Raw genomic sequence first — 15,697 nt, forward strand, 5'->3', positions numbered from 1 at the left:
GCCCCCCGCCTGCGCCCGTCGCGGTTCCCTCCGCCCCTTTGCGCCAAGCCGTGCTGTCCGCCGGCTCGACTTTGCGCGTTTCGTCGCCGGAAGCGGCCATGCCCGCGGCCGGGAGTTGACGAAACCGGGAAAAGGATTCATTCATACGAATGAATCGCATCATTCCGGGGGGGCGGACATGCCGCGCAGCCAGGCACAACCCAAGGACAATGACACCCGGCAACGGCTCATTGAAGCCGGCCTGCTCCTTTTCGGCCGGCACGGGCTCGAGGCCACGACCACCCGTGCCCTGGCCAGGGAGGCGCAGGCGAATCTCGCGGCCATCCCCTACCATTTCGGCGGCAAGGAAGGGCTGTACCGCGCCGTGCTGGAACACATTGTCGCCAGCAAGCTTACGGAGATCGGCCCCTGCCTGCGCCGGGCGCAGGCGGCCTGCGACGACGCCGCGACGGACCGCGAAACGCTCCTTACGCACCTGCGGGAGCTGGTGCGGACACTGACGACGACCATGCTCCGGGACGCGCAGTCGGGTTCGGGCACGCAGATTCTCCTCCAGGAACAAATCGCGCCCACGCAGGGTTTCGACTTCCTTCACAACGGCTTTCTCCTGCACATCCACGCCGCCCTGTCCGCGCTTCTCGGCCGTCTGACGGCGCTTGCCCCCGGCTCCCTGGAACTGCACCTGCGCGCCATGGCGATGCTCGGGCAGATATTCATCTTCCGCATCGGACTGCCCAGTCTCCTGCACCTGCTGCAAAGCGACCGCCTCACCGACGAACACCTGCACGCGCTCGTCGAGTCCTGCATCCGGCAGGCGGAAGCGTTCGTCGCGGGTTCCACGGCGGCAGGCACGCGAGGCATGCCATGACCAGGAAATACATCGTCATCGTCGCGGCGCTCGCCGCCTGCGCCGTCGGCTGGTACGCGGCGCGCCACAACGGGCAGCGCGCCCCGGGCCTCAAGCTCTTCGGCAACGTGGACATCCGCCAGGTGGAGCTTTCCTTTCGCGTGCCCGGCAAGATCGCGGCCGTGCGCGTGGACGAAGGGGACCGCGTCACGGTCGGCGACGTGCTGGCCACACTGGACGCGCAGCCGTACGAGGACGCCCTGGCCAAGGCCAAGGCCGAACGCGACGTGGCCCTGGCCGACATGAACAAGCACCATGCCGGCTCCCGCAGCGAGGACATCGCCCAGGCCCGGGCCGAAGTCGCCCGGCTCGAGGCCGAGGTGGAAAACGCCGCCCGCCTGGCGCGCCGGCGCAAGACCCTGCTCAGCGACAAGGCCGTCTCCGTGGAGGAGAGCGAATCGGCCGGCTACAGCCGCGATTCACTGCGCGCGCAACTGGACAAGGCGCGCAAGGCCCTGGCGCTCCAGCTCGCCGGCTTCCGGGTCGAGGACGTGGCCGCGGCCGAGGCGTCGTACCGCTCCGCCCAGGCCTCCGTGGACACGGCCGAAACGGACCTTGCCGACACCCGCATCGTCTGCCCGGCGGGCGGCCGCGTCCTGTCGCGCGTGCGCGAGCCGGGAGCCGTGGTCGCGGCCGGGGTCACGGTGCTCGTGGTGTCCCTCGACAAGCCGGTCTGGGTGCGGGCCTACGTGCCGGAGCCGTCGCTCGGCAAGGTGAGCCTCGGCATGCCCATGCGGGTCTTCACCGACTCGCAGCCGGGCAAACCCTATGCCGGACGCGTGGGCTTCATTTCGCCCGTGGCCGAATTCACGCCCAAAAACGTGGAAACCGAAGCGCTGCGCACGGACCTCGTCTACCGGCTGCGCATCCTCATCGACAACCCGGACGACGGGTTGCGCCAGGGCATGCCCGTCACCGTCCTGCCGGAGCTTCCCGCCACAGTGAAGGACGCGCGATGAACCCGCCCCTGGCCACGGTCGCGGCGCTGACCATGCGCTTTGGCGCAAGCGGGCCGCCCGCTCTCGACGCCATCACGGCGGCCATTCCCGCCGGCATGGTCACGGGGCTGATCGGCCCCGACGGCGCGGGCAAGACGACCTTCATCCGACTCCTGGCCGGCCTGCTCCACCCGACCCGGGGCACGCTCACGGTACTTGGCCGCGATCCCGTGACCCAGGCCGACGCCATCCATGCGCGCATCGGCTACATGCCGCAGAAGTTCGGCCTCTACGAAGACCTGAGCGTCATCGAAAACCTGCGGCTCTACGCCGCCGTACGCGGCCTGCCTGACGCCGAGCGCGCCGCGACGTTTGCGCGCCTGCTCGGCTTCACCGGGCTTACGCCCTTCACGAAGCGCCTGGCCGGCCGGCTTTCCGGCGGCATGAAGCAGAAGCTCGGCCTGGCCTGCGCCATGATCCGCCGGCCGGAACTGCTGCTGCTCGACGAACCGAGCGTCGGCGTGGACCCCATTTCACGACGCGAGCTCTGGCGCATGGTGCGCGCCCTGGCCGACGACGGCATCGGCGTGCTCTGGAGCACGTCGTATCTCGACGAGGCCGAGGCCTGCGACCATGTGCTGCTTTTCGCCGCAGGGCACATGCTCTTTGACGGCGCGCCCGGGGCGCTCACTTCCCGGGTGGACGGCCGCGTCTTCCAGGTCCGGGGCATCGCGGACAACCGCCGGGCCGTGCTGCGCCGGGCCCTGGGGCAACAAGGCGTCCTCGACGGTGTGATCCAGGGACGCCACGTGCGCCTCGTCGCCGCGAAGGACGCCGCGCCCATCGACCTGGACGCCCTGAAAGCCGGCCCGGAAGCGGCGCTCGTGCCCGTGCCCCCCCGGTTCGAGGACGCCTTCCTGGACATTCTCGGCGGCGGCCCGGGCGGCGTCTCGGCCCTGGCCCAACATATGGAGCCGAAAACGCCGCGCCGCACGGCCGTGGTCGAGGCCAGGGACCTGACCAAACGCTTCGGCGCGTTCACCGCGGCCAGCGACATCAGCTTCGCCATCCGCCAGGGCGAGATCTTCGGCCTGCTCGGCCCGAACGGCGCGGGCAAATCCACCACGTTCAAAATGATGTGCGGGCTGCTCAAACCGAGCGCCGGCCAGGCCCTCGTAGACGGCCTTGCGCTGGGGAAAAGCCCGGGCGCGGCCAGGGCGCGCATCGGCTACATGTCGCAAAAATTTTCGCTCTACGGCACGCTGAGCTGCCGCCAGAACCTGGAATTTTTTTCCGGCATCTACGGCCTCTCCGGCGCGCGGCGCAAGGCGGCCATCGAAGGCATGATCGACATCTTCGCGCTGGGGCCGCACCTTGCGGCCTCGGCCGACACGCTCCCCCTGGGGTTCAAGCAGCGCCTGGCCCTGGCCTGCGCGGTGATGCACGAACCCGCCGTGCTCTTCCTCGACGAGCCGACCTCCGGCGTCGATCCCATCACCCGGCGCGAATTCTGGACGCACATCAACGGCATGGTCGAGCGCGGCGTCACGATCATGATCACGACCCACTTCATGGACGAGGCCGAATACTGCGACCGCATCGCCCTGGTCTACCGCGGCGCGGTCATCGCCATCGGCTCGCCCGACGCCCTCAAGGACGAGGTACGAACTCCGGAGACGCCAGACCCGAGCCTGGAGCAAGCCTTCATCGCGCTGGTTGCGCGAAGCGACCGGGAAGAACCTTCGGGGGCGGCGGCATGAGCGCCCTGTCCCTGCGCCGCCTGCGCGCGATCATGGCCAAGGAATCCCTGCAAATCGTGCGCGACCCCTCGTCCATCCTGATCGGCCTCATCCTGCCGGTCTTCCTGACGCTGCTTTCCGGCTACTCGACCAACCTGGACATCGAACACATCGCCATCGGCCTGGCCCTGGAGGACCACTCCCCAGCCGCCCGGGGCCTGGCGGCCTCTTTTGCGGCCACGAAATACTTCGACGTGCGCCAGGGCGATGACCGGCGCGAGTTCACCGACGCCCTGACGCGCGGCGACCTCTACGGGCTGGTGGTCATCCCCCAGACCTTCAGCCGGGACCTGGCGCGCGCCGACGTCACGGTCCCCTTCCAGGTCATCGCCGACGGCTCCGTCCCCAACACGGCGACCTTCCTCCAGAACTACGCCATGGGCGTCTGGCAGGCCTGGATGGAGCGTCGGGCGCGGGAGCAGGGGACAAGCGCGACCGAGCCCGTGCGCCTTGCGCCGCGCACGTGGTACAACCAGGAACTGGTCAGCCTCAACAGCCTGCTGCCCGGCGGCATGGCCATCAACCTCACGCTGATCGGGGCGCTGCTCACGGCCCTGGTCGTGGCCCGGGAATGGGAGCGCGGCACCATGGAGGCCATGCTCGCGACACCCGTGGGGCGGTTCGAGATGCTGCTCGGCAAGCTGCTGCCCTATTTCCTGCTCGGCATGATGGCCATGTTCCTGTGCCTTGGCATCACGCTCGCCGTTTTCCGCGTCCCGTTTCGCGGCTCGACCTTCGCGCTCGCGGTGGTGTCCTCGGTCTTCATGCTTTCGGCACTGGGGCTCGGGCTTCTGATCTCCTCGCTCTCCAACAGCCAGTTCGTGGCCTCCCAGGCCGCGATCATCACCGCGTTTCTGCCGGCGTATTTCCTGTCCGGCTACGTGTTCGAGCCCTCGAGCATGCCCCTGCCCGTCGAATGGCTCTCGCACTGCATCGCGGCGCGCTACTACGTGTCGTGCCTCAAGACCCTGTTCCTGGTCGGGGACGCCTGGGCGCTGCTCGTGCCCAACATGGCCGGCATGGCCGTCATCGCCGCCGTCATGTTCGGCCTCACCTTCAGGAATTCGAGCCGGACCCTGTCATGAACATTGCGCGCATCCGTTCCCTGGTCGTCAAGGAGCTGCTGGCCGTGCTTCGCGACAAAAAAAGCCGCATCGCCCTTTTCATGCCGCCCATCCTGCAACTGGGCATCTTCGCGTTCGCCGCCACCCTCGAAGTGAAAAACGTCTCGCTCGCCGTGCTCGACAAGGACGGCGGCAAGGCCGCCGTGGAACTGGCGCAACGCTTTTCCGGCTCGCCCTACTTCACCAGGGTCTTTGCCCTCGCCGGCCAGGGGCAGGTGGCCCCGACGCTCGAAAACGAGCGGGCCATGGCCGTGCTGGTCCTTGACGAAAACTTCTCGCGCGACGTGGCCGCCGGCCGCCAGGCCACGGCGCAGCTGCTCCTCGACGGCAGGCGCAGCAACGCCGCCCAGATCGTGGAGGGCTACGCCCAGTTCGTCGTCAAACAGTACAACGACGACCTCTACGCTAAGCGCGGCCTGACGGGCCTGCCCGCGACGCTCGTCGCCCGCAACTGGTTCAACCCGAACCTCGACTATCTCTGGTTCACGGTGCCGAACCTCATCGGCATGCTCAGCATGATCGTGGGGCTCGTGGTCACCTCGCTCTCCGTGGCCCGGGAACGCGAGCTCGGCACCTTCGACCAGCTGCTCGTGTCGCCGCTTTCGCCCTGGGAGATCCTCGTCGGCAAGACCCTGCCGGCCATGATCCTCGGCATCGTCGAGAGCGTCGCCATCGTGGCGGCGGCCATCCTGCTTTTCCGTATCCCCTGCCACGGGTCGCTTATGACGCTTGCGTTCTGCATGGTGCTCTACCTCTTTTCCGTGGTGGGGTTCGGGCTTTTCATCTCGTCGCTTTGCAACACGCAGCAGCAGGCGATCCTCGGCACGTTCACGTTCATGATCCCGGCCACGCTGCTCTCGGGTTTCGCCACGCCGCTCGAAACCATGCCCCAGGCGCTCCAGATCCTCTCCCTGGCCAACCCCATGCGCCACTTTCTCGCGGCCGTGCGCGGCATCATGCTCAAGGGCATGCCTTTCGACATGGCCCTGGACACGGTCTGGCCCCTTGCGCCCATCGCCGTCGTCACCCTGGCGCTGGCGGGCTGGTTTTTCCGGCGGGGCCTCGACTGAGGCCGAAACGCGCGGCGCCGCAAATCGCGCAAGGCCCGTCTTTGCGGCCACCAAGGCCGATGCAAGGCCGCGCCCACCGCACCGCTTCCACCGGAACCTGACCACGGCCATGTCCGACGAAGCCATCGCCTCCGGGAACCGCCGCAACGCCTGGCTCCGGACCAGCCGTGCTTCGTCCGCTACGTGCCGCCGATCTGCGCAAGAAGGCGGTGCTCTCCCTCCGGGAGCGGGCCGGGCAAAGGCGCTCTCCCCCTGCCGCGACGCGCCGTGGACGGCCGCGGAAAAGCGCTTTATGAACACGGCAAGGCCCATCACGCCGTAGCGTTTTTTCCGGTCCCCGTGACCGAAGTGCTCGTTGCGGGAGGCACGACAGGCAGAGATTCCGTGGCATCTCGTCGGAAGGGATCGAACGGGCGGCAAAGGCCTCCGGCTGGGAGGTCGAGCTGTCCCGCCGGGGCTTTCTCAAGCTGTCCGTCTGCGCGCTCTCCGGCATGGCCTTCATGGGCCTCGGCGAGGACGCCCCGCAGAGAGATCCGGTCGCACTCCCGGGAGTACCAGCGGCCCGTGCCCCTGGAGCTCTTTATAGCGCCGCCGTTCGACCTGGCCCTGGAAACCCTCGCGGCGGTCCTTGCGGCCATGGCCGCCGATCCGGCGTTTCGGGACATCGCCTCCACCACGACGTCCAGCGGGGAAGCGTATCTGTTCTCCAGCCTGTACCTGGAGCACGACCACGCGGCCTTTCTCGCGGAACAGGATGCCTCCTGCGTCCTGACCCCCTGAGCGCGCCAGTTCGGCGCGCGGCAAAACGTCCTCCGCCCCGGTTCGCCGCACGAAAAAAGGGCCCGTGCGCGCGGCGCGGGCCCTTGCAAGGACATGTTCCCGGCGTGACCGCCGCCTAGGGCGTCAGTCCCAGGGCCTGTCGCTTGGTGCGGATGCGGGTGTCGATCAGGTCGGCGGCCTTGACCGGGTCGCCTTCCACGGCAAAGCTCGCGCCGACGACGCCTTCCAGGCCGGACAGCGCCAGGTCCGTCACGGTCTTGCTGCCGAGGATCGGCGGCTCCACGCCGAGCACCGTGAAGATGCCGCTGGCCACGGCGTACAGGCCGATGGTGGCGGCTTTCTCGGAATACCATTCCGGGGCGGCGGCGGCCACGGGCAGGTCGGCGATATCCACGCCAAGGGCCGTGGCCAGCATGCCGCACAGCTGCAGGATCCGGGAGTTGTCCACGCAACTGCCCACGTGCAGCACCGGCGGGATGCCAAGCGCCTTGCAAACCTCGGACAGGCCCGGACCGGCCATGTCGGCGGCCCCGGGCACCAGCAGCCCCTGCTTGCCGGCGGAGACCGTCACGCAGCCCGTGACCAGGACGAGCAGGTCGCGCTTGATGCACTCGCGGATCAGATGGACGTTCTGGTAGTCGTGCTTCACCTTGGGATTGTTGCAGCCGACGATGCCCACCGCGCCGCGTATCTTGCCGGCCTTGATCGCGTCGATGAGCGGGGCGGCCGTGCCGCCAAGCGCCGCGAGCACCGCCTCGTTGGAAAAGCCGGACACGATGTCCACGGGTGCGACGGGGATGTCCACCCGGGCGGGATCGCGCTCCTTGTAGCGTTCGATGGCCAGTTCCACCACAGCGGCGGCCTGCTGTCTGGCGTTTTGCATGTCGAAGGCGATGTGCGTCGCGCCGGTGAACTTGGCCTTGGGCGAGGTGGTGACGATGCAGCTGTGGTAGCAGCCGGCCACGGTGACCAGGCTCGGCATGATGCACTGGTAGTCCACCACGATGACTTCCACCGCGCCGGTGACCAGGGCCAGTTCGGTCATGAGGTGGTTGCCGGCCATGGGAATGCCCTGGCGCATGAGCAGCTCGTTGCCCGTGCAGCAAAGCCCCGCCAGGTTGATGCCGGCCGCGCCGGCGGCCTTGGCCCTGGCCACGAGCGCCGGATCGCGCACGGCGGCCAGGATCATCTCCGAGACGATGGGGCTGTGGCCGTGGACGAGGATGTTGACGTGGTCTTCCTTGAGCACGCCGAGGTTGACCTTGGACGGCCGCGGCGTCGGCGTGCCGAAGATCACGTCGGAGAGTTCGGTTGCGATCATGGAGCCGGCCCAGCCGTCGGCCAGGGAAAGCCGCGCCGCGTGCAGGCAGATGTTGACCGCGTCGTTGTCCACGCCCATGTGCGTGCGGTGCATCATTTCCACCACGTCGCGGTCGATGCCGCGCGGGGTGATGTCGAGGGCTTTCCAAAGTTCGCGGCGCTTGGCCGGGACCCTGTCGATGAAGGACACGGAGCCGCGCCGGCTGCCGAAATCCCCGTAGAACTGCTCGGCCAGGGCCAGGGCCACCTCCTTGACGTCCTTGCCGGCCACGTCCAGGCCGACTTCCTCGGCGATGCGGCGCAGCTTGGCTTCGTCCCGGATGGCGTAATCGGTGGTCGCGCCTTCGCCGATGGCGAGCAATGTCTCCACGAGGTCACGGCCGTGGTCGGAATGGGCGGCCGCGCCGGCGGCCACCATGCGGCCGAAATTGCGGGCCACGATGACGTCCGCGTCCGCGCCGCAGATGCCGCGCTGGGGGCCGTCGCCGAAGGGATCGATGCGGCAGGGGCCCATGACGCAGTTGCGGCAGGACAGACCCAGTTCGCAGAAACCGCATTGGGGCTGCTGGGCCTTGAGGCGGTCCCAGACCGTTTCGACGCCGTCTTTTTGCGCCTTGGCGAGCATCGCCTGGGCGTCCTCGCAGATGGAATACGCGTGCAAATCCTGTTTAGCCATGTTTCCTCCCATGCCGGTCAGATCCGCACGCCATAGACGGCGTTGGCCAACCTGTTCGTGCCTTCCTTGAGGTAGAGATTGACCTCTTCAAACGCGAGCGCCCCCGTTTTGCAGGCCGTCACGCAGGCCGGGACGTCGCCTGCGGCCACGCGCTCGTGGCAGCCGTCGCACTTGACGGCCACGCCCGGGCGTTCCGGCGCGCCCGCGTCCCGGTGGAAGCGGATGACGTAATAGGGGCAGGACATGGCGCACATGCCGCAGCCGATGCACCGGGTCGGATCGACGATCTTGAGCCCCGCGGCGATGTCGTCGCGGATGGCCCAGGGCATGCAGGCTTCCTGGCAGGGCGCGGGTTCGCAGTGACGGCACTTGTTGGGAAAGGGCCGTCCCTCGGGCCCCACGCCAAGGTGGATGCGCGGCTTGGCCAGGATCGCCTCGCGGATGGCCGTACCCAGGGCCTTGGACTGCGAATGGGCCTCGGCGCAGCGGATCATGCACTGCATGCAGCCCACGCAGCGTTCGGGCCGGACAATAACGGTTTTTCGGATCATAGACCCTCCATTTGCAGGTCGATGGGCTGCCGCGATACCCGCAAGGGCTCAGGCCAGCCGTGCGTTTCGGGCCAGGAAACCGCCGGGGGCGGCCAGGGGGGCCGCCCGTTTCGGGTTGTCGAGCCACCAGGAAGGGATGTCGCGGCGGCGCATGCCGCGCCGGATGGCGAAGGCCAGTTCGCCCAGGCGGGGCGGCGCGTCGAGGCCCACCGCGCCGATGAGCCGCTCCTCGCGAAAGACCAGTTTGAGATAGCCGCTCCCCGTGCCCTGGGCCGTGACCTCGTCGCAGCCCTTGGTCAGGGACGGGTTGACCACGCCCACGGAAATCATTTTCGAGCCGAAGACGGGGATGGCGTTCATGGCCATGCTGCCGCCGTAGGCCGCCCTGACGCCGGCCATGTTCATGGCCGCCACCCGGCCCTGCTCCACGGCCACGGGCCAGATGGCGTTGACGCGCCGGTCCCCGTGGATCAGGTCCGGGGCCTGGGCCAGGTCCCCGGCGGCATACACGCGGTCGTCCGCGGTGCGCAGGTACTGGTCGGTCACGACGCCGTAATCGCACTCCAGGCCGCTGCCGGAAAGCCAGCCGGTCTCGGGGACGACGCCCTTGCCGACGGCGACGAGATCGACTTCCAGGCTTTGCCCCGTGTCGAGGTCCAGCCGCAGCGCCGTGCCGGTCCCGGCTTCCACGCGCGTCACCGAGGTGGACGTCAGAAGGGTCACGCCGGGCGTATTTTGGAGCCGCTCGCCCACCCAGTTGCCGACATGGGCATCGACATTGAGGGACAGGGGGCGCGGCGAGGTCACGATCAGGGCGACGCGCATGCCGCGCTTGAGAAGGCCCATGGTCAGCTTGAAACCCACCAGCCCGCCGCCGAGCACCGCGGCCGCGCCGCCGGGCCTGACGCGGTCCAGGATGCGTTCCAGGTCGCGCCGGCCCCGGAAATAACAGACCTGCCCGGCCAGGGGGCCGGCGAGTCCCGCCGGCCGCGGCCGCGCGCCGCAGGCCAGAAGCAGCCGGTCGTAGGACAGGGACCCGCCCGAGGCCAGTTGCAGGCTCGCCCGCGCGGGATCGAGGGCGACGGCGCGGTCCCCGAGGACGGTGACGCCCTGCTCCCTCCAAAACTTGTCCCCGGCCACCACCATGTCCCGTGACGCCATTTCCCCGGCCAAGACGTAGCTGATCAGCGGCCGGGAATAGACCGGCAGGGGCGACGGGTCGAGGCCGACGATCTCGGCGGCCTTGTCCGCCTTGCGCAGCCACATGCAGGCGCTGCGGCCCGCCGCGTGCAGTCCGACGACGACATAACGCATGGGTCACCTCGGCGATGCAGGTTGAATGCCCCCCTCCGCTTCGGGGACGACGCGCGCCTGCAGGGCGCACAGGATGTCACGGCAAATCCGGTCAACGATGTCGTGCTGGGGCAGGCCCAGCACGGACGGCGAGGCCAGCTGGCGCGCGGCCAGGCTGGAAAGCGGCGGAATCATGGCCGCCAGGGGCGGCAGTCCGGCGATTGCCGGCAGCGTGAGGGGCGGTTGCGCCCGGTTGAGCACCAGAACCTGGCGCGTCAGCCCCAGCGCGGCGGCCATGGTCGCCACCTGCCCCGCAACGGTCAGGCTGCGCCAGCTCGGCTCGGCGGTCACGATCAGCCCGTCCACGGCCGCCACGGTGCCGCGCCCCAGATGCTCCACCCCGGCTTCGAGGTCCACGAGCAGGCACTGGTCGCGATCGAGCAGCAGATGGGCGAGCAGCGACTTGAGCAGGGCGTTGGCCTCGCAGGCGCAGCCGCCGCCCGCGCCGGCGACCGAGCCCATGACGAGCAGGCTGATGTTGCCAAGGCGCACCCGCAGCCTCTCGGGAAGATCGGAAACATGGGGATTTAAATTGATAAATCCCTTGCCGACGCGCTCGCGGATGAGCGCCTCGTCCTCAATGAGGGGCATAGGCAACGCGTCTGCGGGAAGGCCCAAGGCCGCGCCCAGGGAAAGCGCGGTATCGGCGTCCACCAGCCAAGGGCTTTGGCCCTGGCGGGCGAGATAATCGCCCAGCCACGCCGTGAGCGTGGTCTTGCCCACCCCACCCTTTCCCGCCACGGCAAATTTCATGGCAGCCTCCAGCGCAGTCTGTGAAAGACGATCCACCGCTGCCGGCAGAGGAAACAGGCGGACAGCACCTGTCCGAGCCGTTGGCAGTCCGCCTGTCGTCCGGCTCTTTCCCGGGGCAATGGCGGGACAGCATGCCCGCCATATTTATTTTTATCCTGTCAAAGGACCCGTGGCTGTCGGCTAGCCGACAAAACCCGAAAGAAAATGTCCGATGATAAAAAATACTGGCGACGGCTCAGGCAGGCGCGGCAGGATGGAGCCAAAGAGGATATCCTTTCCAGGGACATCCCGTTTTGGCGCCAGACAAGTCCTCCCTCCCCCAATTCCAGATCACGACCGGCTCGAGGCCGCCTCTGGGACTTTTTCATCTCAATATCGCGCCTGTCCAAAAAAACAACATGTTTTCCCGGCCATGCTTCCGTCCGAGCCGATATGATGCAAACCCATGAACCGGGAACTCGCCCGATGCCGCAACGGGCAAGCGCCCGCCATGCTGCTGGGGTCGATTTCCTTTTTTTGCTGTTCGGTTACAGGCAGCAAGGCAACCATCCCTTCCTCGGACCCGTTGTGCATCCGTGCGCTGTGGTCCTCCGGGCCTTTTTGAAAGCCCTCGCGCTGCCGTCGGCTCAGCCGGCAGGCGCATGGGCGGCGTGTCGGAGGCCAGGGCGGTCTGGACGTTGCGGCCCAAGCGGACGCGGACGCCAGCATGGCGTCCCGTAAGAATGTTGCCGGTATTGTTCGCCTCTTCAATGATGCGGCACGAGCGTCCCCAAGCGAGGCGGCGCTGGCGTCGGTTTTCTTTTCGGAGCCGCGACCACGATGAAAAGACTTGTTGGGGCGCTGCCGGTCGCCGGCGAAGGTGCCGGACACGGTCCTCTCGCGTTCGCGAGGGGTACGTTCCCTGGCCGCCTTGCCAAAGCGGGTGCGAACCTCTAACCGTCATGGAAATCCCGGAAGGTTCGCGCCGATCCTATCATGTCGCCCCCTTCGCGGAAGCGTGGATTGAAACGGCAGCACCGATTCAGCGTCGGGGCGGGGAACAGAAGACTTTGCGCGGAGGTCGATCCAGCCGGCGCTACTGTAACCGACCACACCAATTTCCGACACCTGGCATAAGCGACACGTGCTCGCAGGATGGTGCGGGCGTTAACGCAAGCAAAATGGTTTTCACAGTTCGCGGCGTGTGACGTAAATTTGAGAAATCCAGGCCGGCACAGAGTCGAATCCGGCCTGCTGCAGCAGCTGCCAGACCGGATTCGACATATTGCAACTTGACGTTATGTTGCCAGGTCCGCTATTCTGTATAATAGTCGAATTACAGATTTCGCCATGTTCGTAGCCGAGGCCAGAGTCGCGCAATCCAAGGCGCAACGCCCTCCCCGGCGACACGGGGATTTTCCGGGCAATCCTGCCGCAAAGGCCACAGGGTCGGCATCCATGAACGCGATTCCCAAGAGGCTTTGGCTGTGCGCGGCGTTTTTTCTCGCCGTAGGCCTGTGCGGCTGCATGAAGCTCGGTCCCGATTTCAAGCGGCCCGGCGTCCAGACCTATGACAGCTGGAGCGAGGACGGCACGGACGGCCTTTCCACGCGGCTTCCGGTGCAAAACGAGTGGTGGGAGGTCTTCGGCGACCCCGAGCTCGCGAGGCTCGTCCGCACCGCTTTCGACAGCAACCTGCCCCTGCGCGTGGCCGGGCTGCGGGTCGTCGCGGGTCGGGCCCAGCTCGGCATCGCCGTCGGCGAGCTCTATCCCCAGTCCCAGGCAGCCTCCGGCGGCTACACCTACACCAAGGAAAGCCGCCTCGGTCCGACCTGGCCCCAGCCGAGCACCGAATCCAAGTCCACCTCCCCGGACCAGGTCTGGCAGAACTCCGTGGCCTTAAGCGCCGCCTGGGAGCTCGATTTCTGGGGCAAATACCGTCGCAATATCGAATCGGCCGACGCCGCCATGCAGGCCTCGGCCGCCGACTACGACAACGCCCTGGTGAGCCTGGCCGGCGACGTGGCCCGGACCTACCTCGATTTGCGCGTCAACCAGGCCCAGCTCGACATCGCCCGGCAAAACGTGGAGCTGGAATCGGAAGGCCTCAAGATCGCCGAAGCCCGTTTCCGCTACGGCGCGACCAGCGAACGCGACGTGCAGCAGGCCAAGACCATGCTGCTGTCCACCGAGGCCACCATCCCGGGCTTTGTCAGCGCCATCAAGAAGAACCGGCATGCGCTGTCCGTGCTGCTCGGCCTGCCGCCGAACCAGGCGCCGGAAGGCCTGTCCGAGTCCAAGGGCATTCCCGCGCCGCCGTGGGAAATCGCCGTCGGCGTGCCGGCCGACCTGTTGCGCCGCCGGCCGGACGTGCGCGCCGCGGAATTCGCGGCCATGGCCCAGTGCGCGCAGATCGGCGTGGCCAAGGCCGACCTTTTCCCCTCGTTCTCCCTCGTGGGCAGCATCGGCTTCCTGGCCAGCAACGTCGGCGTGTTCAAGCTGTCCGAACTGCTGTCGCAAAAAGGCTTCACGGCCCAGTTCGCGCCGCAGTTTTCCTGGAACCTCTTCAACTACGGCCGCATCATCGACAACGTGCGCGTGCAGGACGCCAAGTTCCAGAAGCTGCTCATCCAGTACCAGCAGACCGTGCTCACGGCCCTGCGCGAGGTGGAAGACGCCCTGGCCGCGTACATCGGCGCAAGCGCCCAGGTGGTGTCCCTGGTCAAGGCGGCCGACGCGGCCAAACGCTCGGCGGAACTGGCCTTCATCCAGTACAGCGAAGGCAAAACCGACTACACTACCGTGCTCGTGGCCCAGCAGCAGCAACTCAAGCAGCAAAACGACCTCGTACAGACGCAGGGGCAGGTCGCGACTTCCCTCGTCGCCCTCTACAAAGCCCTGGGCGGCGGCTGGGAGGTACGCCAGGGCATGCCCTACGTGCCCGAGGACGTGCGCCGCGAGATGGAAAAGCGCACTTGGTGGGGCAGGCAGATACGGGAGAACCCGGAAAAGATCACGGACCCGCAAAAGCGCAACCTCCTGTGGTACGCGCCAGACATGTAGCGTGGCGCTGGCGGCCGCAGGACTGTTTTCCGCGAACGAAACGCTCGCAATCAAGGGTTCCCCACCGGCACGCCCCGCCGTCGGGGGAACGCGACGAAGGCGTACGGCCGGCCGGAAAGGCCGGATGCAGCGCCGGCATGCTTGCGACGGATGATTTCCATAAAGCGGTCCGCCCAAGGCGGCCGGCGCACCCCTCACCGCGGCGGATTGCCCATGCACACGCTCCACAAAATGCTCGTTTTGCCCCTGGCCGCCTGCATCGCCCTCACGGCGGCCCTTTTCGCCCTGTCTGGCTGCAACAGCCGCAACGAATACGTGCCGCCGCCCGCGCCCAAGGTCCGGGTGGCAAGGCCCGAGAAGCGGGACGTGACGGACTACCTGCAGTTCACCGGCAACACCCAGGCCGTCAACTCGGTCGATTTGCGCGCCCGCATCGAAGGCTTTCTGGTCAAGCAGGCCTACGTCGACGGCGCGGACGTCAAGAAGGGGCAACTCCTCTTCGTCATCCAGCCCGAACCCTACGAGGCCAAGGTCCTGGAGGCCAAGGCCGGGCTGCAAAGCCAATTGGCCGGGCTGCACCAGGCCGAGATCGAATACGTACGGGCGAAAAACCTGTTGCGCGAGAAGGCCGGCCCTGACACGGACGTGGTCAAGTGGGACGCCCAGCGCGAGCAGTACAAAGCCGGCGTGGAAAACGCCAAGGCGCAGATCGAACTCGCCGAGATCAACCTGAGCTACACCCGCATCATGGCGCCTTTCGACGGCCGGGTCAGCCGGCGCAACGTGGATGTGGGCAACTTGGTCGGCGGCGGCGAGAAAACGCTCCTCGCCACCATCATCAGCTACGACCCCATGTACGTCTACTTCACCCTGGGCGAACGCGACCTGCTGCGCCTCCAGGCAAGCCGCCACGGTTCGGCCGCCCCGGGCCAGCACGTCAAGATCCCGGTGGAGGTTGGCTTCAGCGATTCGTCCGCCTATCCCTACAAGGGTTCCCTGGACTACTACGGCCTCGGTATCGACCCCAAGACCGGCACCATCCTGCTGCGCGCCGAACTGCCCAACGCCGACGAGAAGATCGCGCCCGGGCTTTTCGCCAGGGTGCGCATCCCGCTCAAGGACCGCCCGGGCCTGCTCGTGCCGGACACGGCCGTGGGCCAGGACCAGACCGGACATTTCGTCCTGCTTTTAAATGACCAGAACGTGGTGGAGCAACGCCCGGTCACCATCGGCTTCGCCGTGAACGACATGCTCGTGGTGGACAAAGGGCTCAGCGGCGACGAGCGGGTCATCGTCAGCGACCTGCAGCGGGTCCGCCCCGGAGGCAAGGCCGAGCCCCTGCCCGACGCACCCAAGGCGAAGGACGCCGGGGCCAAACCCTAGG

At 67.5% G+C, this 15,697-nt stretch carries 12 protein-coding genes; 8 read left to right on the forward strand and 4 right to left on the reverse strand.

All coding sequences use genetic code 11. The features are described from left to right. The first annotated feature begins 178 nt into the window (after nt 1-178). From Q368_RS0116380 to Q368_RS25835, 6 genes are all read left to right on the forward strand, one after another. Nucleotides 179-868 carry a CerR family C-terminal domain-containing protein gene (locus tag Q368_RS0116380; RefSeq protein WP_052360216.1) on the forward strand — a complete coding sequence of 230 codons (690 nt, stop codon included), beginning with the start codon at nt 179-181 and terminating at the stop codon, nt 866-868. Then, a complete protein-coding gene (gene hlyD, locus Q368_RS0116385; RefSeq protein WP_029460137.1) occupies nt 865-1,866 on the forward strand; it encodes a secretion protein HlyD in 1,002 nt (333 codons plus the stop codon). The genes Q368_RS0116380 and hlyD overlap by 4 nt, the downstream gene beginning before the upstream one ends. Continuing rightward, a complete protein-coding gene (locus Q368_RS0116390) occupies nt 1,863-3,605 on the forward strand; it encodes an ATP-binding cassette domain-containing protein (protein ID WP_029460138.1) in 1,743 nt (580 codons plus the stop codon). The genes hlyD and Q368_RS0116390 overlap by 4 nt, the downstream gene beginning before the upstream one ends. Then, nucleotides 3,602-4,729, forward strand: a complete 1,128-nt coding sequence (locus Q368_RS0116395; RefSeq protein WP_029460139.1) for an ABC transporter permease — start codon at nt 3,602-3,604, stop codon at nt 4,727-4,729. The genes Q368_RS0116390 and Q368_RS0116395 overlap by 4 nt, the downstream gene beginning before the upstream one ends. Further along, complete coding sequence (locus Q368_RS0116400; RefSeq protein ID WP_029460140.1) at nt 4,726-5,838, forward strand: ABC transporter permease; 1,113 nt, start codon at nt 4,726-4,728, stop codon at nt 5,836-5,838. The genes Q368_RS0116395 and Q368_RS0116400 overlap by 4 nt, the downstream gene beginning before the upstream one ends. A 564-nt stretch (nt 5,839-6,402) precedes the next feature. Then, on the forward strand, nt 6,403-6,618 hold the full coding sequence (locus Q368_RS25835) for a hypothetical protein (protein ID WP_052360217.1): 216 nt from the start codon (nt 6,403-6,405) through the stop codon (nt 6,616-6,618). Nucleotides 6,619-6,733: 115 nt separating this feature from the next. On the opposite strand, the gene cooS is transcribed toward Q368_RS25835, so the two are convergent. Genes cooS through Q368_RS0116425 form a run of 4 tightly spaced genes read right to left on the reverse strand, consistent with a single transcriptional unit; the run spans nt 6,734 to nt 11,271 of the window. Then, nucleotides 6,734-8,614: an anaerobic carbon-monoxide dehydrogenase catalytic subunit gene (gene cooS / locus Q368_RS0116410; RefSeq protein ID WP_029460142.1), complete on the reverse strand. Its 1,881-nt coding sequence runs from the start codon at nt 8,612-8,614 to the stop codon at nt 6,734-6,736. Nucleotides 8,615-8,631: 17 nt separating this feature from the next. After that, entirely contained in the window at nt 8,632-9,165 is a 534-nt protein-coding gene (locus tag Q368_RS0116415) for a 4Fe-4S dicluster domain-containing protein (protein ID WP_052360218.1), read from the reverse strand. A gap of 48 nt (nt 9,166-9,213) precedes the next feature. Next, entirely contained in the window at nt 9,214-10,479 is a 1,266-nt protein-coding gene (locus Q368_RS0116420; RefSeq protein ID WP_029460144.1) for an NAD(P)/FAD-dependent oxidoreductase, read from the reverse strand. 3 nt (nt 10,480-10,482) lie between these two features. Then, on the reverse strand, nt 10,483-11,271 hold the full coding sequence (locus Q368_RS0116425) for an ATP-binding protein (RefSeq protein ID WP_052360219.1): 789 nt from the start codon (nt 11,269-11,271) through the stop codon (nt 10,483-10,485). A 1,437-nt stretch (nt 11,272-12,708) separates the two neighbouring features. Between Q368_RS0116425 and Q368_RS0116430 the strand changes: the two genes are divergently transcribed. Next, on the forward strand, nt 12,709-14,313 hold the full coding sequence (locus tag Q368_RS0116430; protein WP_052360220.1) for an efflux transporter outer membrane subunit: 1,605 nt from the start codon (nt 12,709-12,711) through the stop codon (nt 14,311-14,313). A gap of 213 nt (nt 14,314-14,526) precedes the next feature. Beyond that, the gene (locus tag Q368_RS0116435; RefSeq protein ID WP_029460147.1) at nt 14,527-15,696 is read left to right on the forward strand and encodes an efflux RND transporter periplasmic adaptor subunit; all 1,170 of its coding nucleotides are present in this window, start codon (nt 14,527-14,529) and stop codon (nt 15,694-15,696) included. The last annotated feature ends 1 nt before the right edge of the window (nt 15,697 follow it).

The organism is Solidesulfovibrio alcoholivorans DSM 5433 (genome assembly GCF_000702665.1).
Taxonomy (GTDB): Bacteria; Desulfobacterota; Desulfovibrionia; order Desulfovibrionales; family Desulfovibrionaceae; genus Solidesulfovibrio; species Solidesulfovibrio alcoholivorans.